General features: G+C 71.3%; 19 protein-coding genes. 7 read left to right on the top strand and 12 right to left on the bottom strand.

The genetic code is table 11. From position 1 onward, the window contains the following. Positions 1 to 84: 84 nt before the first annotated feature. A complete protein-coding gene (gene pfkB / locus MMB17_RS06530; protein WP_241101498.1) occupies positions 85 to 1,035 on the bottom strand; it encodes a 1-phosphofructokinase in 951 nt (316 codons plus the stop codon). Then, positions 1,032 to 3,587 (bottom strand): phosphoenolpyruvate--protein phosphotransferase, encoded by a 2,556-nt coding sequence (gene ptsP, locus MMB17_RS06525; RefSeq protein ID WP_241101497.1) that lies wholly within the window; start codon positions 3,585 to 3,587, stop codon positions 1,032 to 1,034. Before ptsP ends, pfkB begins: the two co-directional genes overlap by 4 nt. A gap of 165 nt (positions 3,588 to 3,752) precedes the next feature. Between ptsP and MMB17_RS06520 the strand changes: the two genes are divergently transcribed. Then, a complete protein-coding gene (locus tag MMB17_RS06520) occupies positions 3,753 to 4,751 on the top strand; it encodes a LacI family DNA-binding transcriptional regulator (protein WP_241101496.1) in 999 nt (332 codons plus the stop codon). A 22-nt stretch (positions 4,752 to 4,773) separates the two neighbouring features. Here the strand turns inward: MMB17_RS06520 and MMB17_RS06515 are convergent, their stop codons facing one another. The 5 genes from MMB17_RS06515 to ileS all read right to left on the bottom strand — a co-directional run bounded on the left by MMB17_RS06515 (position 4,774) and on the right by ileS (position 12,027). Next, positions 4,774 to 6,057 carry a M16 family metallopeptidase gene (locus tag MMB17_RS06515; RefSeq protein ID WP_238309460.1) on the bottom strand — a complete coding sequence of 428 codons (1,284 nt, stop codon included), beginning with the start codon at positions 6,055 to 6,057 and terminating at the stop codon, positions 4,774 to 4,776. 80 nt (positions 6,058 to 6,137) lie between these two features. Next, a complete protein-coding gene (locus MMB17_RS06510; RefSeq protein WP_238309461.1) occupies positions 6,138 to 7,532 on the bottom strand; it encodes a M16 family metallopeptidase in 1,395 nt (464 codons plus the stop codon). A gap of 133 nt (positions 7,533 to 7,665) precedes the next feature. After that, positions 7,666 to 8,331 (bottom strand): hypothetical protein, encoded by a 666-nt coding sequence (locus MMB17_RS06505; RefSeq protein ID WP_241101495.1) that lies wholly within the window; start codon positions 8,329 to 8,331, stop codon positions 7,666 to 7,668. A 167-nt stretch (positions 8,332 to 8,498) separates the two neighbouring features. After that, complete coding sequence (gene lspA / locus MMB17_RS06500) at positions 8,499 to 9,002, bottom strand: signal peptidase II (RefSeq protein WP_238309463.1); 504 nt, start codon at positions 9,000 to 9,002, stop codon at positions 8,499 to 8,501. Between the two features lie 43 nt (positions 9,003 to 9,045). Continuing rightward, entirely contained in the window at positions 9,046 to 12,027 is a 2,982-nt protein-coding gene (ileS, locus tag MMB17_RS06495; RefSeq protein WP_241101494.1) for an isoleucine--tRNA ligase, read from the bottom strand. A 442-nt stretch (positions 12,028 to 12,469) separates the two neighbouring features. On the opposite strand from ileS, the gene MMB17_RS06490 reads away from it, so the two are divergent. After that, the gene (locus tag MMB17_RS06490; protein ID WP_238309465.1) at positions 12,470 to 12,748 is read left to right on the top strand and encodes a hypothetical protein; all 279 of its coding nucleotides are present in this window, start codon (positions 12,470 to 12,472) and stop codon (positions 12,746 to 12,748) included. A gap of 26 nt (positions 12,749 to 12,774) precedes the next feature. Here the strand turns inward: MMB17_RS06490 and MMB17_RS06485 are convergent, their stop codons facing one another. Beyond that, entirely contained in the window at positions 12,775 to 13,695 is a 921-nt protein-coding gene (locus MMB17_RS06485; RefSeq protein WP_241101493.1) for a DMT family transporter, read from the bottom strand. 219 nt (positions 13,696 to 13,914) lie between these two features. On the opposite strand from MMB17_RS06485, the gene MMB17_RS06480 reads away from it, so the two are divergent. Next, the gene (locus tag MMB17_RS06480; RefSeq protein WP_241101492.1) at positions 13,915 to 14,187 is read left to right on the top strand and encodes a hypothetical protein; all 273 of its coding nucleotides are present in this window, start codon (positions 13,915 to 13,917) and stop codon (positions 14,185 to 14,187) included. Between the two features lie 67 nt (positions 14,188 to 14,254). On the opposite strand, the gene MMB17_RS06475 is transcribed toward MMB17_RS06480, so the two are convergent. The 3 genes from MMB17_RS06475 to MMB17_RS06465 all read right to left on the bottom strand — a co-directional run bounded on the left by MMB17_RS06475 (position 14,255) and on the right by MMB17_RS06465 (position 19,533). Next, positions 14,255 to 16,960: an ATP-binding protein gene (locus MMB17_RS06475; RefSeq protein WP_241101491.1), complete on the bottom strand. Its 2,706-nt coding sequence runs from the start codon at positions 16,958 to 16,960 to the stop codon at positions 14,255 to 14,257. A 221-nt stretch (positions 16,961 to 17,181) separates the two neighbouring features. Further along, on the bottom strand, positions 17,182 to 18,216 hold the full coding sequence (locus tag MMB17_RS06470) for a response regulator (RefSeq protein ID WP_241101490.1): 1,035 nt from the start codon (positions 18,214 to 18,216) through the stop codon (positions 17,182 to 17,184). Between the two features lie 15 nt (positions 18,217 to 18,231). Continuing rightward, complete coding sequence (locus MMB17_RS06465) at positions 18,232 to 19,533, bottom strand: Tad domain-containing protein (protein ID WP_241101489.1); 1,302 nt, start codon at positions 19,531 to 19,533, stop codon at positions 18,232 to 18,234. 399 nt (positions 19,534 to 19,932) lie between these two features. Here MMB17_RS06465 and MMB17_RS06460 point away from each other — a divergent pair, with 399 nt between their 5' ends. The 3 genes from MMB17_RS06460 to MMB17_RS06450 are packed head-to-tail and all read left to right on the top strand — an operon-like array spanning position 19,933 to position 22,758. Beyond that, positions 19,933 to 20,943, top strand: a complete 1,011-nt coding sequence (locus MMB17_RS06460) for an iron ABC transporter substrate-binding protein (protein WP_241101488.1) — start codon at positions 19,933 to 19,935, stop codon at positions 20,941 to 20,943. Further along, complete coding sequence (locus tag MMB17_RS06455; RefSeq protein ID WP_241101487.1) at positions 20,943 to 21,980, top strand: FecCD family ABC transporter permease; 1,038 nt, start codon at positions 20,943 to 20,945, stop codon at positions 21,978 to 21,980. The genes MMB17_RS06460 and MMB17_RS06455 overlap by 1 nt, the downstream gene beginning before the upstream one ends. Before the next feature lie 10 nt (positions 21,981 to 21,990). Continuing rightward, entirely contained in the window at positions 21,991 to 22,758 is a 768-nt protein-coding gene (locus MMB17_RS06450; protein WP_241101486.1) for an ABC transporter ATP-binding protein, read from the top strand. A gap of 55 nt (positions 22,759 to 22,813) precedes the next feature. Here the strand turns inward: MMB17_RS06450 and MMB17_RS06445 are convergent, their stop codons facing one another. After that, positions 22,814 to 23,023: a TOBE domain-containing protein gene (locus MMB17_RS06445; protein WP_238309474.1), complete on the bottom strand. Its 210-nt coding sequence runs from the start codon at positions 23,021 to 23,023 to the stop codon at positions 22,814 to 22,816. A gap of 231 nt (positions 23,024 to 23,254) precedes the next feature. Here MMB17_RS06445 and rpmF point away from each other — a divergent pair, with 231 nt between their 5' ends. Then, on the top strand, positions 23,255 to 23,443 hold the full coding sequence (gene rpmF / locus MMB17_RS06440; RefSeq protein ID WP_003601373.1) for a 50S ribosomal protein L32: 189 nt from the start codon (positions 23,255 to 23,257) through the stop codon (positions 23,441 to 23,443). Positions 23,444 to 23,598 lie beyond the last annotated feature (155 nt).

The following is a 23,598-nucleotide window of genomic DNA, read 5'->3' as shown; positions in this document are numbered from 1 at the left end:
CTCCTCCCGATCCTGAATGCGCGCGTCGTTTGGTTGAGCGGGCGGTGAACCCTCCCCGCAGAGGGAGAGGGTTCCTCGCGGGGCCTAGCCCTGCCACTCCACCCGGATGTCCCGCGCGAGCGCTTCCACCGCGTCGCGCCCCGGCAGGTTCGCACCGGTGCGGCTGAGCTTGCCCGCGGCGAAGGCCAGGGCGCGCCGGGCGAGGTCGGGCAAGGCGAGGCCGTCATGCAGGCCGGCGACCAGGCCGGCGACCAGGGCGTCGCCCGCCCCGACGGTGCTCGACACCCGGGTCGGCGGCGGCAGCGCCCGGAGCGCACCCTCGGCGGCGACGAACAGCGCCCCCTCCGCCCCGAGGGAGACCACCACCAGGGGGATGCCCCTTCCCTGAAGCCTCTGGGCCGCCTCCAGGAGCTGAGACGGGTCGGCCAGGGACCGGCCGGCCCATTCCTCGAGCTCGTGCCGGTTCGGCTTGATCGCGTAGGGCAGGGCCTCCGGCCCGGCGGCAAGCGCCGCGGCCAAAGCCGGCCCCGAGGCGTCGAGGACGACGCGGGCGCCCCGCGCCTTCAGCTCGCGCCCGAGCCGGGCATAGACGCCCGGCGGGAGCGCCCGCGGCAGGCTGCCGGCGAGCACGACGAGGCGGTCCGCCTCGGCGAGGTCGCCGAGCACGGCGCGCACCGTCTCGAAGGTGCTCGCCCCGACATCGAGCCCGGGCAGGTTCACGTCCGTGGTCTCGCCGGTGGCGGCGTCGAGGATCTTCAGGTTGGTCCGGGTCTCTCCCGGGATCCAGACGAAGCGGTCGTCGATGCCCTTGGCGGCGAGAAGCTGCTCGAAGGGGGCGGCGTTGCCCTGGCCGAGCACGCCGGTGGCGACGACGGGCAGGCCCCAATCGGCCAGGCAGCAGGCGACGTTCACGCCCTTGCCGCCGGCATCGGCCCAGACCGCGCGGGCGCGGTGCACGCCGCCGGGCTTCAGGGCGTCGAGGGTGACGGTCTGATCGATCGCCGGGTTGAGAGTGACGGTGACGACGGCACTCATGCTCCGGCTCCCTGGCTGGCGGTGTCGAGGGCGCGGACGGCGGCGGCGTCCTCCTGCGCGCAGGCGCGGGCGGCCAGCGCCCTCAGTTCCGCCATTGCGGAGGCGCGCAGCCGCGCCTTCACGCCGGGCAGGTCCCGGGGCGTCATCGAGAGCTCGTCGACGCCGAGCCCCGCGAGCAGGCAGGCGCCGAACGGGTCGCCAGCGATGCCGCCGCAGACGCCGACGAAGCGGCCGTGCCGGGCGGCGCCCTCGCAGGTCGCGCGGATGAGCCGCAGCACCGCCGGATGCAGGCTGTCGGCCTCCGCGGCGAGTTCGGTGTTCTGGCGGTCGATGGCGAGGGCGTATTGCGTCAGGTCGTTGGTGCCGATCGAGAAGAAGTCGCAGTGGCGGGCGAGCGCATCGGCCTGGATCGCGGCGGCCGGCACCTCGATCATGATGCCGAGCGGCACCTCCGGCGCTCCGATCTCCCGGCGGATGCCCTCGCAGACGGCCCGCAGCCGCACCACCTCGGGCACCGAGGTGATCATCGGCATCATGAGGGAGAGGGGCGCGTCCTTGCCCCCGGGTGCACCGGCGGGGACGTTGTCCCGGGCGGCGCGGTAGAGGGCGCGCAGCTGCGGCTCCATCAGGTCGGGCCGGCGCAGGAGCAGGCGGGCGCCGCGCACGCCGAGGAAGGGGTTCTCCTCCCGGGGCAGATGCAGGTGGGCGACCTGCTTGTCGCCGCCGATATCGAGGGTGCGCACGATCAGGGGGCGACCGCCGAGGGACTTCAGCATGGCCGAATAGGTCTCGTACTGGTCGTCCTCGGAAGGAGTGTCGCCGCGCTCCAGGAACAGGAACTCGGTGCGCATCAGCCCGACGCCCTCGGCCCCCTGATCGAGGGCGAGCGGCACCTGCTCGGGATTGTTGACGTTGGCGCCGATGGCGACGCGGTGGCCGTCGCCGGTGATGGCGGGCAGCGCCCGCTCGCGGGCCTCGGCCTCGGCCTGCTCGCGCTGCTTCGCGCTCCAGGCGCGGGCGGAGGCGAGGTCGCCCTCGCTCGGATCGAGGTAGAGCCGGCCGGTGGTGCCGTCGAGAATCGCGGTGGCGTGGTTCGGCAGCGCAAGCAGGCCCGAGCCGCCGGCGACGAGGGCCGGGATGCCGAGGGTGCGCGCCAGGATCGCGGTGTGCGAGGTCGGGCCGCCCTGGGCGGTGGCGAGGCCGATCACCCGGGCCGGGTCGAGCCCGGCGGTGTCGGAGGGGGCGAGGTCCGGGGCAACCAGGATGCAGGGCACGTCGGGCAGGTCGTGGCCGCTCTTGAGCGAGGGGTCGATCTGGGCGAGCACCCGGCGGCCGACATCGCGCAGGTCCGCCGCGCGGGCGGCGAGCACCGGATTGCCGAGGGCGGAGAGCTGACCGGCCATCCGCTCCACCGCCTGGTTCCAGGCATAGGCGACGCCGTGGCCCTCGACCATGAGCTGGCAGGCCAGGGTGATCAGGTCGGTATCGGCGATGAGCTCCCCTTGCGCCTTGAAGATGCCGGCATCGGCCTTGCCGAGGCGGCGCTCGGTGTCGTCGGCCAGCGCCCGGAGCTGGCCGGCCGTGGTCTCGAGGGCCGCGTGCAGGCGGTCGCCGCCGCGGGTCAGCGGCTCGGGCTCGTCCGGCACCACCAGCTCGGCGGTGGCGAGCACGTGGATCGGGCCGATGCTGAGGCCGGGGCTGGCGCCGAGGCCCGCGATCACCTGCGGCCGTTCGGCGGGGTTCCAGCCGGCCACGGGGCTGGCGGCCTTCTCCGCCGCCTCGGCCGCGGCCCGGGCGGCCGCCTTCTCCCCGGCGGAGAGGCCCGTCACCACGGAGCAGATCCGGGCGAGCGCCCCGGCCTCGTCGTCGCCCTCGGCGGAGATCGTCACCTCGTCGCCGCAGCGCAGGCCGAGCTGAAGCAGGGCGATCAGGTTCTTCGCGTCGGCCGCCTCGGAGCCGTGGCGGACCTGGATGCGGGCGCCGCAGGCGCGCGCCGCCTCGACCCATTGCGAGGCCGGGCGCGCATGCAGGCCGGTCGGGTAATCCACCACCCACTCGAACCGCTGCCGCAAATCCGCAGCGGGTCCGGAGGCGCCGGGCGCCGCGGCATCCTCGGTGAGGGCCGCGGCGATATCCTCCTTGTGGGTCGTGCTGCGCAGGGCCGAGAGGCGCGCCTCGTCCTGGATCAGGCGGGTGAGGCGGCGCAGCACGGTGATGTGCGTGTCGGACTGGGCGGCGATGGCCACGACGAGATGGGCCGTCTGGCCGTCATGCCATTCGATGCCGCCGGGAATCTGGAGCACGGCGAGACCGCTCTCGCGGACCTGATGCCGGTCATCGACCATGCCATGGGGGATGACGACGCCATGGCCGAGATAGGTGTTCGCCACCGCCTCGCGCCGCAGCATGCTCGCCTCGTAGGCGGGGTCGATACAGCCCGCCGCCACGAGAAGCTGCGCCGCCTCGCGGATCGCGGCCTCCTTGCCAGCGGGGGCCGCGCCGAGCCTGACGAGCAGCCGGGGAGACAGGTGCGAAGGGGTCGGTGCGAGCATGGCGTGCTCCTCCCTGGATCTTATTGTGGCGACTGAAAACGTTTTCATTGCCTATGTCAATCGCTGCCGGCGAAATAGTGCAAAAGAGAACACTCGGACGGCTTGCCTTAAGGCGCGATGCGGTGGCAGAACACCTGTCATGCAAGTGAAAACGTTTCCCAGCGCATGACCGTCGGCATCCGCGACGTGGCCCGTGCGGCGGGCGTCTCCACGGCGACGGTCTCCCGCGCCCTCGGCAACGGCCCGGTGAGCGAGAGCCTGCGCCAGCAGGTCGAGGAGGCGGTGCGGGCGACCGGCTACCGGCCGAATCTCTCGGCCCGCCGCCTGCGCTCGCAATCGACCCGGACCGTCGGCCTGATCGTCGCCGATATCCGCAACCCGTTCTTCACCGCGGTCAGCCGGGCCGTGGAGGACGCGGCCTATGCCGCCGGGATGCGGGTGATCCTCTGCAACACCGACGAGGATCCCGAGCGGGAGCGGATGTATCTGCGGCTGATGGAGGAGGAGCGGGTGAGCGGGGTGATCTTCGCCCCCACCCGGGCGACCGCCGATTCGATGAAGCAGGCGCTCGACGTCCCGGTCGTGTTCATCGACCGCACCGGGCCGCCGGGGGCCCATGACAGCGTGGTGCTCGACAATGCCGCGGCGAGCGCCGCCCTCGTCGACCACCTCGCCGAGGAGGGCTACCGGCAGATCGCCGGCCTGTTCGGTGCCACGAGTTCGACCGCCCAGGAGCGGCGGATGGGCTACGAGGCGGCCATGGCCCGGCACGGCCTGCGGCCCGAATCACGCATCGTGGCCCCCAATGCGGTCGCGGCGGAAGCGGCGATACGCGACTGGCTCGCGCCCGAAGCGGCGGAGGCACCGCGCCCCGACGCGCTGCTCCTCTCGAACGGCCTGATCCTGATGGGCGCCTTGCGGGCGGTGCGGGGGCTCGGCCTCGCCGTGCCCGGCGACGTGGCGCTCGCGGGCTTCGACAACGAGCCCTGGACCGATCTGATCGAGCCCGGGCTCACCGTGATTGAGCAGCCGGTCGCCGAGATCGGCAGCCAGGCGATGGCCCTGCTGTTCGACCGGCTGAAATCCCCGACCCAGTCGGTGCGCAAGGTCGTGCTGAGCGGGCGCCCGGTGATCCGGGGCTCCTCCCGCCGCAGGGAGGGCTGAGCCCTCCCCGCCGCGACGCGTCTCAGAGCCCGGTCGGGCGGCCGGCGGCGACCACGAGCATCTTGCCGTCGCCGAGGGTGCGCGCCCCGGCCCGGCGGATATCGGCCTGGGTCACGTTGGCGACCATGTCGTTGCGCCGGGCGATGTAGTCCATGCCGAGGCCCTCGAAGGCGATCTGCACGAGCTGGTTGGCGATCTTGGTCGAGGTGTCGAAGCCGAGGGCGTAGGAGCCGGTCAGGTAGTCCTTGGCCTTCTGCAGCTCGTCGTCGGAGGGGCCTTCCGTGATGAGGCGATGGATCTCATCGCCGATCACGTCGAGGGCCTCGACCACGCGCTCGTTCTTGGTGGCGGTGTAGCCCCAGGTCATCGCCACGGCCCGGTGGCTGGTGAGCGAGGTGCCGACCGAATAGGCGAGGCCGCGCTTCTCGCGCACCTCCTGGAACAGGCGCGAGGTGAAGGCGCCGCCGCCGAGGATGTGGTTGAGCACGTAGGCCGGGATGAAGTCGGGATCGCGCCAGGCCACGCCGGAGAGACCGAAGCGGATCACCGATTGCGGCACGTCGAGATCGACCACGATGCGCCGGCCGCGCTCGTGGATATGGGTCGGCGGCACCGGGTCCAGCGGCTGGGCCTCGGGCAGATGGCCGAAGGCGCGCTCGATCATCGCGGCGATCTGGTCGGTCTCGAAGGCGCCCACCGCCGCAACCTTGAGGCCGCCCCGGCCGACGAGCCGGCGATGCATCGCCACGAGATCGTCGCGGGTGATGGCCGACACGCTCTCGATCGTGCCGGCGGAGGGGCGCCCGTAGGGATGGCTCGGGAAGGCCTCGCGGAAATAGCGGCGGGAGGCGAGCACGCCGGGATCGTTCTGCTGATAGCGCAGGCTCGCGATCATCTGCGCGCGCACGCGTTCGATCGCCGTCGGCTCGAAGCGCGGCTCGGCCAGGGCCAGGGCCAGCAGGCGGATCGCCTCATCGGCATGGCTGAGCAGGGTCTTCAGCGAGCCGCCGAGGGAATCGGGACCGGTGTGGAAGCTCAACTCGATCGCCCGCGCCGCCAGCGCCTCCTGGAAGGCGTCGGAGGAGAGGTCGCCCGCGCCCTCGTCGAGGAGCCGGGAGAGCATCTGCACGGTGCCGCTCTTGCCCTCGGGATCCTGCGCGGCACCGCCCTCGAAGGTGAAGGCGATCGCGATCATCGGCACAACGGGCGAGGGCACCTGCCAGGCCTCGATGCCGGGGGCAGCCGGCACCGGCAGCGCCTGCGTCGGCGAGGGCGCGGTGCGGGCGCCAGTCTCGGCCAAGTTCATCGGGGTCCTCGTCGATTCTTCCGAAATGCCGGAGGCCGCCCTCGGCGGGCGGCGCGGCGGGTCGTGTTCAGCCGGAACGGTCAGGCGGCGGAGGCGATCACCGGCGCGTCGAATTCCTGCGCCTTGGTGAGGTAGCCCGTCACGGAGCGGGCCGGGGTCAGATAACGCGCGGCGACCTCGGCGATCCGCGCCTTCGTCACCGCCTCGATTTCCTGCGGCCAGCGGCGCACCTCCTCGACGGTCTCGCCGATGGCGAGCGCCGAGCCGTAGATGCGGGCGAGCGAGGACTGGCTGTCGGAGGAATAGACCGTCTCGGCGACGAGCCGAATCTTGGCCCGCTCGATCGCCACCGGGTCGAGGGCCTCGCCGAAGCCGCGCAGGGCGCGGTCGACCGCCTCCTCGAGGGCTTCGAGGGTCACGCCCTCCGCCGGCACCGCGTAGACCGCGAAGCGCGTGTCGTCGATGGCCGCGCCCATGTACCAGGCGCCGGCATTCACGGCGACGCCGGTCTCGAGGACGAGCTTGCGGTAGAGATAGGAGGTGGCGCCCCCGCCGATCACCTCGGCGAGCACTTCGAGGGCGTGGGACTCACCGTCCCGCGCAGTCATGCAGGAGGGGGTCAGGTAAAGGCGCTGGAAGGTGGGCTGCTCGACCTTGGGGTCGGCCACGGCGATGCGGCGCATGGCGCGCGGCTCCGGCTCCCGCGGGCGCAGGCGCTGCGGCCGGGTCCCCTGCGGGGCGACCTTGCCGTAGGTGTCTTCCGCGAGACGGCGCACCTCGTCCGGGGTCACGTCGCCCGCCACGACGAGGATCGCGTTCTCCGGGGTGTAGAAGCGCTTGTAGTAGTCGATGGCGTGGTGCCGGTTCAGCCCCTCGATCTCGTGCATCCAGCCGATGATCGGGATGCCGTAAGGGTGGTGCACGAACAGCGAGGCGGCCATGGCCTCCGAGAGCTGCGCGCTCGGGTCGGTCTCCACCCGCATGCGGCGCTCCTCCAGCACCACGTCGCGCTCAGGCGCCACCACGTCGTCCGCGAGCACGAGGCCGTTCATCCGGTCTGCTTCGAAAGACATCATCGTGGCGAGATGGTCGCGGGCCACGCGCTGGAAATAGGCGGTGTAATCGTAGCTCGTGAAGGCGTTCTCCTGGCCGCCCAGGCCGGAGACGGCCTTGGAGAAGGCGCCGACCGGATGGGTCTCGGTGCCCTTGAACATCAGATGCTCGAGGAAGTGGGCGATGCCGGACTGGCCGATCGGATCATCCGCCGAGCCATTGCGGTACCAGATCATGTGGGTCGCCACCGGCGCCCGGTGATCGGGCACCACCACCACGTCGAGCCCGTTGTCGAGCACGAAGGCGGAGACCTCGGGTCCGCCGGCCTCGGAGCGCCCGAACGGCGCAGCGTCGAGGCGGCCGGCATTGCCGTGACCGCGCACCGGCCCGAACGGGGCGATGGCCTTGCGAGAGAGGTACATCCTGAAAAATTCCTTCGCGCGGCCGCCTCGGCAGCCGTCCAAAACCTGCAGCCTGATCCGCCATTGTCGCGGGGTTTGCCCTCAAGGGCAAATCCTGTACCGGCTTCGGGATCCCCGAAAGCCGGTTCGCCGGTCAGCGTCCGCTCTGCGAACGCATATAGGCGCGCGGGTCGGCCTCCGCATTGTCGCTGATCGGACCGCCGACGGGCCCGCCCTGCGGCGCAACGACCTTCACCGGGGCCTTGCGGTAGCCGTTGGGGGGATCGGTCAGCATGTCGCGGGACGGCTCGACGACGGAGGGCTCCGTCCGCTCCTCGCCGGTGAACAGCTTGAGCGGGTCGAGCCAGGTCGATTCACGGGTGTCGCCGTCACCGGGGCGACCCGCCGGGCCGTTGAGGGCGCCGGCCCCGGCCTTGCGCCCGGCATCCATCTCGTAGACCGACAGGGTCTCGTTGTTGTCGTTCATGCGCCCCTGGGCGCCGCGCACGACGGGCTTCTTGGCCTCCACCGCGGCGCGCTCGCGCCGGGAGATCTCGGGATCCTTCGGCCATTGCGGCGAGGTCTCCCGGACCTGGGGCGGGGGCAGGGCGGTGCCGTTGAGCTTGGGCGGCATGGCGAGCGGGGCGCGCTCGCGATAGGTGATGGCCGGGCGCTCGGGCTCGATCAGGCCGAGATTGCTCAGCGTGTCGCGCATGAACTCGCCCTCGGCCGCCCGGGCGAGGCCCGGAAGGGCGGTGGCTCCGAAGGCGACGAGCAGAGTCCCCAACGCCGCGGAACCGAGTTTGCGCTTCCCGCCCATGCTGCCCCACTTGATTGTTCGATGACCGGGGCTTGCCGGACCCTGTTTTCGTCCGAGTCGTCGGCATCGCCGCAGGCTCCGACCTGAGCCCGGTTTCGGGCAAAGGTATGGCGCCGGAACCGGCGGGCGCAACGGCTTCGGGCAGCCCCGGCGGCGCTGCCCACAGATCAGGCTTCGCGCTGCGGATCCGCCTGCGGCTCGGCACGCCGGCGCTCCGTGGCGGCATCGAGGACGAGGCCGACCACCCCGGCCACGATGGCCGCGTCGGCCACGTTGAACACGTACCAGGACCAGTCGCCGACATGCAGGTGCACGAAGTCGAACACCGCCCCGTAGGCGATGCGGTCGACGGCGTTGCCCAGCGCCCCGCCGACGATCAGCCCGAGGGCGAGGGCGAGCAGCCGCGAGCTCGCGCGCAGCATCCAGACGCTCAGGCCGATGGCGGCGGCGAGGGAGAGGCCGACGAGCAGCCAGCGGCCGAGATCGCCCCGCTGCTGGAACAGCCCGTAGGAGATGCCGTGGTTCCAGACCACGAGGAAATCGGCATAGGCGTTGATCCGCCAGGGCTGCGTCAGCACGAGATCCGTGCCGAGATACAGCCCGAGCTTCGAGGCCTGGTCGAGGACCAGGGTGACGAGCGCCGCGCCGAGGCCGAGGGTGGGGGCTCTCATGCCGGCCCCCTCCCGCGCCCGCTCGGTCCGTTCTCCCGGACGATCACGCGGCGCTCGCGTCGGGATGCGCCGCATCCCATTCGCGCAGCGCCTGGGCGTCCCGGGGCGTCACGTCCGGATAGGCGGGGTCGGCCCCCACCTCCGGCGAGACCCGCCAGGAGCGGGCGCATTTGCGGCCCTGGGCGAGACCCGGCACCACGGCGACGCCCTTCACCTCGTCGAGCCGGAAGGCCTCGGTCGGTCCCTCGCCGGGCTGCACGTCGATGCCGGAGGTGATGCAGACCTCCGCGAAATCGACGCCGTCGAGGGCAGCGCGCAGATCCGCCTCCGCCACGAACACGGTCGGGGCCGCCTCCAGGCTCGCCCCGATCCGCTTGGCCGCCCGCTCGATCTCCAGCGCACCGGTCACGACCCGGCGCACCCGGCGGATCTTCTGCCAGCGCTCCGCCAGGGCCGGGTCGCGCCAGTTCTCCGGGGTCTCCGGCAGGGTCTGCAGATGCACCGAGCCGTCCTCGGACGGGTAGCGGTCGAGCCAGGCCTCCTCCGCCGTGAAGGCGAGGATGGGAGCGAGCCAGATCGTGACGCGCCGGAAGGTCTCGTCGATGACCTGCAGGGCGGCCCGCCGCGTCACCGAGGAGATCGGGTCGCAGTAGAGCGCGTCCTTGCGCACGTCGAAGTAGAAGGCCGAGAGGTCGCCGGTCATGAAGCCGTTGAGCAGGGCCACGACCCGCTTGGTGTCGTAGCTCCGGTAAGCCTCGCGGATCTCGCGGTCGAGCTCCGCGAGCCGATGCAGAATCAGCCGCTCCAGCTCCGGCATCTCGGCCAGGGCCACGTCGTCGCCGGGGACGCGGTGAGCGAGGGAGCCGAGCATCCAGCGCAGGGAGTTGCGCAGCTTCCGGTAGGTCTCGGCGAAGGTCTTCACGATCTCCGGCCCGATGCGCAGGTCGTCCGCGTAATCGGAGGCGGCCACCCAGAGGCGCAGGATGTCGGCGCCGGATTCCTTGATGACGCTCTGGGGCGCGACCACGTTGCCGCGCGACTTCGACATCTTCTCGCCCTTGCCGTCGAGGACGAAGCCGTGGGTGAGCACGATGTCGTAGGGCGCCCGGCCACGGGTTCCGGCGGATTCGAGCAGCGAGGACTGGAACCAGCCGCGATGCTGGTCGGAGCCCTCCAGATACATCACCCGGTCCCGCCCGCCGTCGCGGATGCGCGTCACGCCCGCGAGCCCGGGGAAGGAGTCGGGGTCGTCCAGCACGAAGGCGTGGGTCGAGCCGGAATCGAACCACACGTCAAGGACGTCGGTCACCTTCTCGTAATCGGCGGGATCATGCTCCGGCGCGAGGAAGCGTGCGGCCGCCTCGTCCGAGAACCAGGCATCGGCGCCCTCCTGCGCGAAGGCCTGGGCGATACGGGCATTCACCCGCTCGTCGCGCAGCACCTCGCTCGTGCCCTTCCGGACGAAGACCGTGATCGGCACGCCCCAGGCGCGCTGGCGCGAGACCACCCAGTCCGGCCGGTTGCCGACCATGCCGTTGATGCGGTTCTTGCCCTGGGGCGGCACCCATTCGGTGTCCTCGATCCCCTGGAGCGCGACCTCGCGCAGGGTGCGTTTGCCGAGCGCGTCGACCGGCTTGTCGAGGGCGATGAACCATTGCGGCGTGTTGCGGAAGATCACCGGCTTCTTCGAGCGCCAGGAATGCGGGTAGCTGTGGCGCAGCACCCCACGGGCGATCAGCGCGCCGGCCTCGGTGAGGGCGGCGATCAGCGCCTTGTTGGCGTCGCCCTTCTCGCCCTTCTGGGTCAGCACGAGTTTTCCCGTGAAACCGGGGGCCTCCTGCGTGTAGGCGCCGTCCGCATCCACCGTGTAGGGGATACGGGTCTCGATGCCGGCCTGGGCCAGGACCCGGCCATTGGCCATCCAGAGCTCGAAATCCTCGCGGCCATGGCCCGGCGCCGTGTGCACGAAGCCCGTGCCGGCATCGTCGGTGACGTGGTCGCCGTCGAGCAGCGGCACGACGAAGTCGTAGCCGGGGACATGCCCGGAGAGCGGGTGGTGCAGGCGCGTGCCGGCCAGCAGATCCGGCGCCACGTCGGCGACGCGCTCGAAGGCCTCGACGCGGGCGGCCTTGAAAACCTGCTCGGCCAGGGCATCGGCGAGGAGGTAGGTCTCGCCGGGCTTCGCCCAATTCTCCTCCGGCGCCGCCGTGACCCGGTAGAGCCCGTAGGCGATGCGCTTCGAATAGGCGACGGCGCGGTTGCCCGGGATCGTCCAGGGCGTGGTGGTCCAGATCACGACCCGGGCCTCGCCGAGGGCGGCCGGCGCGCCCTCCCGCAGGCGGAAGGCGCAGAAGATCGTGTCGCTGACGTGATCCTCGTACTCGACCTCGGCCTCGGCCAGCGCGGTCTTCTCCACCACCGACCACATCACCGGCTTCGAGCCGCGATAGAGCTGGCCGGACACGGCGAACTTCATCAGCTCGGCGGCAATGGCGGCCTCGGCCGGATAGGCCATGGTGGAATAGGGATGCCCCCAGTCGCCGGTGACGCCGAGGCGCTGGAACTCCTCGCGCTGCACGTCGAGCCACTGCGCGGCGAAGGCGCGGCATTCCTTGCGGAATTCCAGCACCGGCACCTCGTCCTTGTTCTTGCCCTTGGCGCGGTACTGCTCCTCGATCTTCCACTCGATCGGCAGGCCGTGGCAGTCCCAGCCGGGCACGTAGTTGGCGTCGTGCCCGAGCGCGCCCTGGGAGCGGACGATCACGTCCTTGAGGATCTTGTTGAGGGCGTGCCCGATATGGATGTTGCCGTTGGCGTAGGGCGGGCCGTCATGCAGCACGAATTTCGGGCGGCCGGCGGCGTCCCGGCGGATTCGCCCGTAGAGGTCGTTGCGCGCCCAGCGCTCCAGAAGCAGCGGCTCCCGAGTCGGCAGCCCGGCCCGCATCGGGAACTCGGTCTTGGGCAGGAACAGCGTCTTCGAATAGTCGCGGCCCGTCGGGGCGGCGGAAGAGGCGGAGTCGGTCATCGGCGTGAAGTCTCGAAGGCTCGGCGGGCGAGTCGAATGCGAAGCGGGCGAAAGGCGGTATCCCGGCGTTCCGCACGCGCCGCAGCGCGGCGGCGCTCAGGCGGAGGCCGGGCCGGTAATTCGAATTCGGCGGGCGAGGGCGCCGTCGGGCGCGCGGGCGGCGAGCATCCCGCGCTTCTAGCAGCGGCGGAAACCGCGCGCCAGCAGAACAGTCGGCCGCTGCGAACGAGGCTTTCCGGCAACAGGCCCGGCGCCGAATTCACGACGTAGAATTTCACCCGCCCGGGCGATGCCACCAAAAGGAAGCTCGGCCGTTGTCTGTCCGATGCGCGTCGCACCCGACTTGGACGAGCCTTCGGATCGGGGCGGAGACTTCGATCGGGCCGAGACTTGGACGAGCCCTCCGACGACGCAGAACGGAAAGAAGAAGAGGCGTATCGTCATGAGGAAATTGCTCGCTGTCACTCTCCTGTCCCTCTCCGCCATCGCGTTCTCCGGCGTCGCCGAGGCGCAGGGCATCCCGGAGGGCATGCGGCGCGGCGCGAATGAGGGAAACCGCGTCGGCGGCCCGGTCGGCGGCGTGCTCGGCGGTGCCGTGGGCGGCGCGGTCGGCGGAGCGGCCGGTGTGCTCGGGGTCGATCCCGGCCGCCGCGGCTACCGCACCAGCCTGCCGAGCCGCCGCGGCTATCACCGCCACCGCCGTCACCGGCACCACCACTGAGGACGAGGCGCGGTCCGCGCGCCCGGTCAGCCCCGTCGGCGTGACCAGCGCGCGGCGTCCTCGGCCAGGAGCACGAGGCCGGAGGCGACGATGATCGCCGCCCCGGCCAGCGTCCAGCCGCTCGGCCGGTCGCCGAACACGAGGAAGCCGAGGGCCACCGACCAGAGCAGTTGCGTGTAGAGGAAGGGCGCGAGCACGTTGGCCGGCGCCCGGGCATGGGCAAGCACGATCAGCCAATGCCCGGCGGTGCCGAACAGCCCCACCGCGAACAGCATGGTCCAGGCAAGAACGGAGGTCGGCGCGCTCCAGATCCAGGGCAGGAGCGGGCTCATCAGGGTGAGGCCGGCGAGCCCCGTATAGAACACCGTCGTCGCGCTCGAGTCGTAGGCCGCGAGCTTGCGGGTCACGATGACGTAGGCGGCGTAGAAGCCGACATTGCCGAAGCAGTACAGCATGGCCGGCTGGAAGCTGTCGGCACCGGGCCTCACGATCACGAGGACGCCGAGGAAGCCCACCGCGATCGCCGCGAGCCGCATGCGCGAGGACCATTCGCCCAGGATCGGCCCGGCCAGCAGGGCAACGACCAGGGGCGCGGTGAACTGGATCGTCACCGTCTCGGCGAGCTGGAGATGCTGCAGGGCCAGGAAGTTGCAGCCCGTGGAGCCGAACAGCAGCAGCGAGCGCAGGATCTGCAGGGGCAGGCGCCGGGTGCGGGCGACGCCGGGCCGCGTCACCGGGTTGAGGAAGGCAGTCACCAGGGCGACATTGACCGCGTAGCGCATGAAGGTGGTCAGCAGCGGGTCGGTGCCGGTGCGGGCGAGCGTCTTGCCGGCGGCGTCGAGGCTCGCGAACATGATCGGCGCCAGGCACATCAGCCCGATCCCGATCAGCCGCTGGCGCCGCTCGGCGCGCTGCGGCGCCAACCCGGTCTCCTGATTCTCGCTCAAAACGTCCGGTCTCCCCGCGCGGCGCCGGGCTCGGGCCGCACCCGGTGCCGGGACGCACGCAAAAGGGGCGGCAGCGCGGCCGGTCTCGGGAAATGCGTGCGCGGCGACACCGCGGCCCGGCGCGGGACGGCGTCTAAGGCAGGTCCATCGGCCCGCGCGAGAGCGGCCGGCAGGACGGCGCCAGAAGGCTTCCCGCCCTGAAACCAGGGAGATGCCGCCATGATCAGGAAGACCGTCACCGCAGGGCTTGCCGCCCTTACCCTCGTCGCCGCCCTCGGCGCATCCGTGAATTCCGCCCAGGCCGGCTGGCGCGGCGCCGCCGTCACCGCCGGAATCCTCGGCCTCGCCCTCGGGGCCGCGGCCGCCGCCTCGGCCCGCCCGGCTTATCCCGAGCCGGTCTACGATTACGGCTATGGCTGCGGCTATGTCTACGAGCCGGTCTACGACGTCTATGGCGAGCAGGTCGGCTGGCGCCGCGTGCCCACCTGCTGAGGACGCCGCCTCCTGCCGAGCGCGATGCTCCCGGCCGGAACCGCGGCCCGTCGCCCGTGCCCATCCCTCACGCGGCGCGGAGCTCCGGGCCGTATGCGCTCTCCCGAAGCGCCGCGATGCTCTCGGCCATCAAGGCTCGAAGGGCGGCGACCGGCGGGCCATCCGGGATCGGCGCCCCGCTCCGGGCCGCCTGCTCGATGGCTTCGAGGGCGTGGGCGAGGCGGGCGAAGCCGATGTTGCAGCTCATCGATTTGAGGGCGTGGGCGGCCCGCGCCGCCGCCTCCGGGCAACCCGCTTCCAGGGCAACCGAGAGGTTCTCCAAAGCCTCGGCCGCCTGGTCGCGATAGATCGCGAGCAGACGCTGGATCAGCGGGGCCTCGCCGGGCGCCGTCATCGCCGAGAGACCATGCAGGGTGGCGAGATCGAGGAGGGGCGCCGCTTCGGGCGCGCCCGCCTGGGCCGCCACCGGGTCTTCGCGCCGGAGGGTCTCGGCCTGCCGGAGGATCCCGGCGAGCCGGGCCAGGGTGAAGGGCTTGGTGAGCACCCCGTCCATCCCCGCCGCCCGCCAGGCCTCGGCGGCCTCGCCGATCACATGCGCGGTCAGGGCGAAGATCGGGACCGGCGGGCGGCCCTCGGCGGCTTCGCGGGCACGGATGCGCCGGCTCGCCTCGAAGCCGTCGCAGTTCGGCATGTCCCCGTCCATCAGGATCGCGTCGAAGCGCTCCCGGCGCGCCTGCTCCACCGCTTCGAGGCCATCGACAACCAGGGTGACGTCGTGGACCGCGAGTCGGCGCAGGGCCTCGAGAGCCACCTCCCGGTTGACCAGACCGTCATCCGCCACCAGCACGCGGAATCCGGCGAAGGAGGGCAGCGCCTCCGCTTCGGCGCCCGGGCGGGCGGCCTCGTCGAGGGAGGCTCCGGCGGACAGGGCCGCCAGCACCGGGCGCCACTCGCTCTGGGCCAGGGGCCAGCGGATCACCGCATCCGCCCAGCCGCGGTGCAAGGCCTCGGCGCCGACGGCATCGCCCATCGGGCAGAGGGCGATGACGCGCTCCGCCCCTTCGGGCCGCGCCGAGAGGCGGGCGAGATAGGCCGCCGAGACGATCCACGGACCGGATCCCGCCATGGCGTCGGGCCGAATCGTGAAATCCGCCGCCTCCAGGCCGACGCGAACCGCCGCCTCCGTCGCCGCACCGAGCCCGGCAAGGCGGATGGCGGGGGTCACTCCCGCGGCGCGCGGGAGAGGCGCCTCCTCCGGCTCCGCGCCCCGCATCGGGATCTCGGCCCAGAAGGTCGAACCCTGCCCCTCCCGACTCTCGACCCCGACCGCCCCACCCATGGCCGCGACGAGCTGCCGGGCGATGGAGAGTCCGAGGCCGGTGCCGCCGAAGCGGCGGGTGGTGGCGCTGTCGGCCTGGGAGAAGGCTTCGAAGATGGCTCCGAGCTTGTCGGCGGGAATGCCGATGCCGGTATCGTTGACGGCGAAGCGGATCCGGCCGGCTTCGGAACGGCAGGAGACCCGCAGGACGACCTGTCCGCTCTCGGTGAACTTGAGCGCGTTGCTCACGAAATTGCCGATCACCTGGTTGAGCCGGGCCGGGTCGCCGAGGATCCGGCGGGGCAGGCCGGGCTCGATCACCGCGGCGAGGTCGAGCGCTTTGCCGTGGGCGCGCTCGCCGAACAGGGTGACCACGGTGTCCGCCACGTCGCGCGGATCGAACGACACCTCCTCCAGGCTCACCTTGCCGGCCTCGACCTTCGCGAAGTCGAGGATGTCGTTGAGGATCGCGAGCAGGCTGTGGCCCGATTGGGCGATGACCTCCGCGTAGCGCTTCTGGCGGCTCGGCAGCTCGGAGGTGACGAGCAGCTCCGCCATCACCAGCAGGCCGTTCATCGGCGTGCGGATCTCGTGGCTCATCGTCGCCAGGAAGGTCGACTTGGCGCGGTTGGCGGCTTCCGCGTGATCCTTGGCGACGCTGAGCTCCGCGGTGCGCGCGGCGACCTGCGCCTCCAGGGTCCGGCGATGCTCCGCGAGCATCCGGTCGCGCTGATTCACGGCGGCGAGAAGGTCGTTGAAGGTCTCGGCGAGAAGGCCGACCTCGTCCTGCGTGGTGACCTCGGCACGGATCGCGTAGTCGCCAGTGCGGTGCACCGTCTCCATGGTGGCGGTGAGCGCGCGCAACGGCCCGGTCAGGCTCGCCTGAAGCCGATAGGCGATCATGAGGCCGATCGTGAGCGCGAGCAGGGCCGCACAGCCCGACGTGATCGCCGCGGAGCGGATTCGTTCCGCGAGATCGGCGGTGTTCGCCATCAGCACCACCGATCCCACGGTGATCCCGCCGGCCGTTACCGGCACGCGGACACGGACGGTGCGGGTCGAGAGCAGGCGCAGGGGGCCGATTTCCGTCTCCGCATCGAGGTCGAGATCACCGTCGAGCCGTGCGCCGAGCCCCTGATCGGCAAGGACGGAGCCGTCGGCGAGGAGGATCGCCGCGTATTCGATGCCACGCTGGCCGCCGATCGCCCGCAGCATTGCGGTCGCGGACGCGGCATCGGCCGTCTGGGCGGCAGCCGCGCCGGCGCTCGCATAGATCCGGGCGATGTTGACGAGCTCGTTGCGCTTGTCGGAGGCGTAGCGGTCCACGTCGCGCCACACGGTGAAGCCGAGGGCCGCCGCGAGGGCGATCAGGACCGCCCCGGCGACGACGGAGCCGATGCGCCAGCTCAACGAGGATGGCCGCCCGAGCGGACGCCGCTTCCGGCTCGCGGCCATGATCCGCCTCATCGCCTCCGCCCTGTGCCCCACTCGGCAGCCTTCCTTCACGGCTGCCCCGTCGCCAGGATGCCCCGAGGGCGTGAAGATTCCCTTGAATGCTTTTCGTGCGAGGCACTTGCTCCTAGGCGTCCACAGGGGCGCATGGCTTTCATGAGCCGGCTATGAAACGGCGTGACTCCCGACGCGCCCCTGTGTTTCCCGCGTTCCCTCCGCTCCGCCTAAAAAGCATCTTTCGCGAAGCAGGCGATGTCCTGCCACCGGGTCAGGAAGGCGTCCACGCAGGCCGGGTCGAAATGACGGCCGGCATTGGCGACGAGATGAGCCCGCGCCGCATCGAGGCTCCAGGCCGTCTTGTAGGGGCGGGCCGAGGTGAGCGCGTCGAACACGTCGGCGACGGCGACGATACGGCCGCCCAGGGGAATGGCCCCGCCGGACAGTCCCAGCGGATAGCCCGTCCCGTCCCAGCGTTCGTGATGGCTCCGGGCGATTTCGGCGGCGATCTTCAGAACCTCGGAGTTGCTGGAGCCGAGGATGGCGTAGCCGCGCTCGGTATGGAGCTGCATCTCGGCCCGTTCGGCCTCCGTCAGGGGACCGTTCTTCAGGAGGATGGCGTCGGGCACGCCGATCTTGCCGACATCGTGCATGGTCGAGGCGAGCGACAGCATCCGGCACGCCTCGGGATTGAAGCCCAGGGCCTCCGCGATGAAGGTGACGTAGGTGGCGACCCGCTCGATATGGTCGCCGGTATCGCTGTCCCGGCATTCCGCCGCGCGCATCAGCGCGGCCACGATCTCGCGCTCCCGCGCCTCGATGGTCTCCACGGCCGCGGCGACCTCCCGGGAGAGCCAGGCGGAGCGGTCCTGCTCGGCCCGCAGGAGCTTGCGCAGCTTCAGGAGGTTGTGCACCCGCGTGCGGACCTCGACCGGATCGCAAGGCTTGTTGAGGAACTCCGTCGCCCCCGCTTCCAACGCCTCGTGGCGCAGGCAGCGGGCCGTCATCGAGGTCACCATGACGATCGGGACGGCCTCATAGCCCGGGGAGGCCCGCACGGCCTTGATCAGCTCGACCCCGTTCATGCCGGGCATCTCGTAATCGACCACGATCACGCCGACCCGCTCGCTTTGCCCGTGCAGCGCGGCGAGCGCCTTGAGCGGATCGGTGAAGGCCCGGGCTTCGCCCTCCGAGACGCCCTTCAGCGCCTCGGACATGATCAGATTGTTCATGCGGTCGTCGTCGACCAGGATGATCATCATCGCAGACGCTCCGGCTCAGCGGGTCATCAAGACACGCCCGCTGATCGGGCCGACGCCCTCGGGCACGGGCACGTTCGATCGGTCGTAATCGGCGTTGAGGTACAGGTTCGGCCCGTCGTAGAGATTGATCTGGTCCGCCACGATCACGGTGTAGGCGGACTGGTCCGCCACGGGCCGGCTCGCATCGATCACGAGGCGGCCGCGGGGCAGGTAGATGGTGCCGAGCAGGGTCCGGGCATTGTCGCTGATGATGCGGTAGAGGCGAAGGGGCTTCTGGATGCCGCCGGGCGGCGGCGGCGGGGGCGGCGTGACGAGCGGATTCGTCGGCGGCGGGACGGGATCGGCGACCTGTCGCTCCTCGAACAGCAGCAATCCCGCCATCGGACCGTTCGTCGGTGCGGCCAGACTGATGGCGGTGTGCCGGTCGAAGAGGAGGCCGCCCCGGTTGCCGGTGAAGTAGAAGCCGACGCCCGTCCCGGACAGGGTGGCGTGTGCGTCGACGATGAGCGGGCCGTCCTTCATCACGTAGACGCCCGGCTTGAGCGTGACGACGGCCTTGTTCGTGATCCACAGGCCGCCGCAATAGGTACCCGGCTCCAGTTCGCGGCTCTTCCGGATGATGTTGGGCCTCCCGTCACCGCTGCCGGGCGGATCCGGGAAGCGGACGCAGTCGCCGACCGGCGGGGGCGCCCGGTTCGCAAGGGGATCCGGAATGACGGGGCAATCCGTCACCGGGGTGGGATTGAAGTTGGCTCTCTCGCCGCTGTAGCCGCCCGCCGAACAGATCACCTGGGCGTAAGCCGTGGCGCGGCTCTTCCCGAGCAAGCCCTTCGCATGCGTCGAGTTCGAGTAGAGCGAGCAATCCTTGGCCGTGACCAGGGAGTCGTGTTCCAGGGAGATCGCGCCCATGAGCATCTGGTCGAGGGCGAGCATGCAGAGCCGCATCCGGCCGACCACGGACGCCGTCGCCTGAACCGACACCTCCATCGTGGAGCGCCCGAGGAACGGCCCGAACAGGAGCTGCACCGTTTCCGAGACGCTGACCGCGAGCTGCCGCCGGTCGGCGCTCACCGAAGGCTTGATCGTGAGCGCATGCTTTGCGGGCGTCCCGGCGTTGTCGCGCACCATCTGCTCGGTGAGGACGAGGACGAGCTGGGGATCGGGCGTCGCCATCTTCAGGGTGTTCGCGCCGCTCAGCACGGCCGTGTCGGCGGCGACCTGAAGCGCGTTCCGGCGCAGAAGGACATGCGCGTAGTCGATCGCGGCGCCTCCGATCGCCAGGAGCGCCGGCAACGCCACCGCGAAGGAGATCGCCACGTTTCCGGAGCATGGCCTGAGCCGGGCAAAGGCATTCGCTCGCATTGAAGCCGTCCGCTTCCAGAGCAGGCATAACAACTTCAAATTGAGCATAGAATTTCTATATTCTACACAGGTTGCACAACTATAGTGCCGGAAATAACTGTCGCGAATCTTAAACCGACTCGAAAAACCGACTGTGCACTCGAAGACAATTCGCCATGCGCTCTTCGGAGGCGCCGAACACGGCGTTGGCCGCCGAGGCTGGGCGGAGCGTCCCGCCGGTGGCATGCTGGATCCATGTACCCTCGGCCCCCGTGCGCTCGCCGCCTTCCCCGGACCGTCCCGCTCCCCGTCGCCGGGAACGGGGAGGGCCTTCCATCGGGACGCCGCCGGGGAAGGTCCGTCCTTCGGGCGCTGATGGCGCTTCCGATGCTGGCGCTCGCCTTCGCGGCACAGGCGCGTCCCTTCCTCGACGCAGCCGGCCGCACGGTCGAGGTTCCGGAGACGGTCGGACGCGTGCTCGCCGCCGGTCCGCCGGCCGGCGTGCTCCTCTACACCCTGGCCCCCGGCAAGATGGCCGGGTGGGTCAGCGCCCCAAGTGCCGAGGCCATGCCCTTCCTGGCGGCCGGGACCCGCGCGCTTCCCGCCTTCGGGCGCCTGACCGGGCGCGGCGGCTCGGCCAATGTCGAGTCGGTGCTGGCGGCCAGGCCCGACCTGATCGTCGATGTCGGCAGCACGGGGCCGACCTATGCCTCCCTGGCCGACCGGGTGCAGGCGCAGACCGGCATCCCCTACATCCTGCTCGACGGCGCCTTCGCAAAAACGCCGGAGGTCTATCGCCGGCTCGGAGCCCTGCTGGGTGAGGAGCCACGCGGCGCGGAGCTGGCCGAAGCGGCCCAGGCGCTCATGGGCGAAGTCGCGGGCAAGGTGGGTCATCTGCCCGCCGAGTCTCGGCCCAGGGTCTACTATGCCCGGGGTCCGAAGGGGCTCGAGACCGGGCTCGCCGGCTCGATCAACGTCGAGATCCTCGGGCTGGCCGGTGCCCGCAACGTCGCGGACGCCGCGGGGCCCGGTGGGCTCGCCACGGTCTCTCCGGAGCAGGTGCTCGCCTGGAACCCGGACGTGATCCTGACCGTCGACGAGGCCGTCGCCAGGATGTTTCGCGAGGATCCGCTCTGGAGCGGCCTGGAAGCGGTGAAGGCGGGCCGGATCTACCGCGCGCCCGCGCTCCCCTTCGGCTGGTTCGACGCGCCGCCGGGCGTGAACCGCCTGATCGGCCTGCGCTGGCTCGCCGGGCGGCTCCATCCCGACCTGTTCCCGCAGCCTGTCGGCGAGGCGGTGCGCGACTTCTACCGCCGCTTCTACCATGTCGAGCTCGATCCGGCGGGGGTCGAGGCGCTGATGGCCGGCGCCGACGGACACCCGTGATGCGCGCCGCCGCCGTGACCCTGCGCCGGGCGGCCGGCATTCCCGCCGCGCTCCTGGCCCTCGCCGCGCTTCTCCTGCTGGCACTCGTCTCCCTCGCCATCGGCCGTTACGGGGTCGCGCTGCCGGACGTGGTGGCGGTGCTCGCCGGCGGACTGACCGGGCAGGACGCCACCGTCGACCCGACCGCCCGCACCGTGGTGCTGCAAGTGCGTCTGCCGCGGGTCGTGGGCGCCGTCGTCGTCGGGGCCGCGCTCTCGGCGGCGGGCGCCACCTATCAGGGCCTGTTCCGCAATCCCCTCGTCTCGCCGGACATCCTGGGCGTCTCGGCCGGGGCGAGCCTGGGAGCGGTGCTCGGCATCTTCCTCGGTCTGCCGGTCGTGGCGATCCAGGCCCTCGCCTTCGCCGGAGGCCTGATGGCGGTCGGGGCGGTCTACGCGGTCGGGGCCGCGGTGCGCCGGCACGATCCGGTCCTGACGCTGGTTCTGGCGGGCGTCGCGGTGGGCGCCTTGCTCGGGGCCGGCATCTCTCTCCTGAAGGTGCTCGCCGATCCCTACAACCAGCTGCCCGCCATCACCTACTGGCTGCTCGGCAGTCTCGCCTCGGTGACGCTGTCCGATCTCGGCGCCATCCTGCCGGCGATCGCCCTCGGCCTTGCGCCCCTCGTCCTGCTGCGCTGGCGGGTCAACCTGATGAGCCTGGGCGACGAGGAGGCCCGGGCCCTCGGCGTCGAGACGCGCTGGCTGCGTCCCCTGCTCGTGGCCGGGGCGACTCTGGTGACCGCGGCGGCGGTCTCGGTGACGGGGGTGATCGGCTGGATCGGGCTGATCGTGCCCCATCTCGCCCGCCTGCTGGTCGGGCCGGATTTCCGCCGGCTGCTGCCGGCCTCCCTGCTGCTCGGAGCCGGCTATCTCACCGCGGTCGATCTCGTCGCCCGCAATGCGGCGCGGATCGAGGTGCCGCTCGGCATCCTCACCGCCCTGATCGGCGCGCCCTTCTTCCTCTGGCTCCTCGCCTCGGGCCGGAGGGGCTGGTCGTGAGGGCTGCCCCATGCTGAGCGTGGAGGGCCTGTCCTTCGGCTATCCCGGCCGCACGGTCGGGCGGGACGTGAGCTTCGCCCTGGACGCGGGAGAGGTGCTCTGCCTGCTCGGGCCGAACGGGGGCGGCAAGACCACTCTGTTCAAGACGGTGCTCGGGCTGCTTCCGGCCCAGGCGGGGCGCGTCAGCCTCGACGGGCAGGACATCGCCCGCTGGTCCCGGGCGCAGGTCGCCCGCGCCCTGGCCTACGTGCCCCAGGCCCATGCGGCCTTCTTTCCCTTCAGCGTCCGCGAGGTCGTGCTGATGGGCCGCGCCAGCCGTCTGGCACCTTTCGCGAGCCCCGGGCCGTCCGACCACGCGGCGGCGGAACAGGCGCTCACGAGCCTCGGCATCGGCCATCTCGCCGGCCGGATCTATACGGAGATCAGCGGGGGCGAGCGGCAGATGGCCCTCATCGCCCGGGCGCTCGCCGGAGAGCCGCGCATCCTAGTGATGGACGAGCCCACCGCGAGCCTCGATTTCGGGAATCAGGCCCGGGTGCTGTTGCAGGTGCGGCGGCTCGCGGCCCGGGGCATCGCGGTGATTCTCTCCACCCACGATCCCGGCCACGCCTTCCTCTGTGCCGACCGGGTTCTCGCCCTGCACGAGGGGCGCATCGCTGCCGCCGGGCCGCCCACGGAGACGGTCACCCCGGAAATCCTGCGCCGGCTCTACGGAGTGGAGGTGACGGTGGCACCGCTCCCGGGGGGCCTGGCCGCCTGCGCGCCGGTCCTGTCCTAGAGACGCACGAGCCGGGGAAGCGCCCCTCCGCGAGGAAGGGCACCGGTGTTCTGTTTTAGTCGACGGCGATCATCACGTCAGAGGCCTTGACCACGGCATAGGCCTCGCCGCCGACGGTGAGCTTGAGGCTGTCCACCGCCTCGTTGGTGATGGCGGAGGTGACGACCTGGCCCGGGCCGACCTCGATCTTCACATGGGCGGTGGTCGCGCCCTTCTCGACCGAGACGATCTTGCCCTTGAGCACGTTGCGCGCGCTGATCTTCACGGATGTTCCTCCTGTGATTGAGCCCCGCGCGGCCCATAGACCGGGGCTCCGCGCGGTGCCAGGAAAACGCCGTTGCTTGAGCATCGCAGCAATCCATCGACCGCACTAGCCAGGCCCGCGCGAGGCCGCTATAAGCCGCGCCTCGAATCTCCGTTTGCAGCACGGTGCCGATGGTGATCCCGCAGGATGCGGGAGCCGCCCAGGCGCCTTTTTTGCCGTAGGATCCTTCCCGTGGCCGTTCCGAAGCGAAAGACCTCCCCCTCCCGCCGCGGCATGCGCCGCTCCGCCGACGCCCTCAAGGCCCCGACCTATGTCGAGGACAAGGACTCGGGCGAGCTGCGCCGTCCGCACCACATCGACCTGAAGACCGGCATGTACCGTGGCCGTCAGGTCCTGAAGGTGAAGTCGGCCGAGGCCTGATTCCGCGCTTCCGGCGCGCTCGTCACGGGCGCGCCGCGCCGGTCTCTTCTATCGACCCGATCGTCCGCCGGCCGCCCGCGCGTAATGCGTGGCTGCGGCCTTCTGGCGTTCCAGGCGCGATGGAAACGGGGCCGGCTCGCTGTTGACGAGGAGCT

The organism is Methylobacterium organophilum (genome assembly GCF_022533465.1).
Taxonomy (GTDB): domain Bacteria; phylum Pseudomonadota; class Alphaproteobacteria; order Rhizobiales; family Beijerinckiaceae; genus Methylobacterium; species Methylobacterium organophilum.
The sequence above is the reverse complement of the archived record's forward strand: the minus strand, read 5'-3'. Positions and strand labels throughout refer to the sequence as shown.

What these genes read in the sequence shown, in the direction of transcription:
- MMB17_RS06510 (WP_238309461.1), bottom strand. Translation starts at nt 7,532, where the DNA reads ATGTACCTCTCTCGCAAGGCCATCGCCCCGTTCGGGCCGGTGCGCGGT.
- MMB17_RS06505 (WP_241101495.1), bottom strand. Translation starts at nt 8,331, where the DNA reads ATGGGCGGGAAGCGCAAACTCGGTTCCGCGGCGTTGGGGACTCTGCTC.
- MMB17_RS06520 (WP_241101496.1), top strand. Translation starts at nt 3,753, where the DNA reads ATGACCGTCGGCATCCGCGACGTGGCCCGTGCGGCGGGCGTCTCCACG.
- MMB17_RS06490 (WP_238309465.1), top strand. Translation starts at nt 12,470, where the DNA reads ATGAGGAAATTGCTCGCTGTCACTCTCCTGTCCCTCTCCGCCATCGCG.
- lspA (WP_238309463.1), bottom strand. Translation starts at nt 9,002, where the DNA reads ATGAGAGCCCCCACCCTCGGCCTCGGCGCGGCGCTCGTCACCCTGGTC.
- ptsP (WP_241101497.1), bottom strand. Translation starts at nt 3,587, where the DNA reads ATGCTCGCACCGACCCCTTCGCACCTGTCTCCCCGGCTGCTCGTCAGG.
- pfkB (WP_241101498.1), bottom strand. Translation starts at nt 1,035, where the DNA reads ATGAGTGCCGTCGTCACCGTCACTCTCAACCCGGCGATCGATCAGACC.
- MMB17_RS06470 (WP_241101490.1), bottom strand. Translation starts at nt 18,216, where the DNA reads ATGATGATCATCCTGGTCGACGACGACCGCATGAACAATCTGATCATG.
- MMB17_RS06460 (WP_241101488.1), top strand. Translation starts at nt 19,933, where the DNA reads ATGGCGCTTCCGATGCTGGCGCTCGCCTTCGCGGCACAGGCGCGTCCC.
- MMB17_RS06475 (WP_241101491.1), bottom strand. Translation starts at nt 16,960, where the DNA reads ATGGCCGCGAGCCGGAAGCGGCGTCCGCTCGGGCGGCCATCCTCGTTG.
- MMB17_RS06455 (WP_241101487.1), top strand. Translation starts at nt 20,943, where the DNA reads ATGCGCGCCGCCGCCGTGACCCTGCGCCGGGCGGCCGGCATTCCCGCC.
- MMB17_RS06515 (WP_238309460.1), bottom strand. Translation starts at nt 6,057, where the DNA reads ATGAACTTGGCCGAGACTGGCGCCCGCACCGCGCCCTCGCCGACGCAG.
- ileS (WP_241101494.1), bottom strand. Translation starts at nt 12,027, where the DNA reads ATGACCGACTCCGCCTCTTCCGCCGCCCCGACGGGCCGCGACTATTCG.
- MMB17_RS06480 (WP_241101492.1), top strand. Translation starts at nt 13,915, where the DNA reads ATGATCAGGAAGACCGTCACCGCAGGGCTTGCCGCCCTTACCCTCGTC.
- MMB17_RS06450 (WP_241101486.1), top strand. Translation starts at nt 21,991, where the DNA reads ATGCTGAGCGTGGAGGGCCTGTCCTTCGGCTATCCCGGCCGCACGGTC.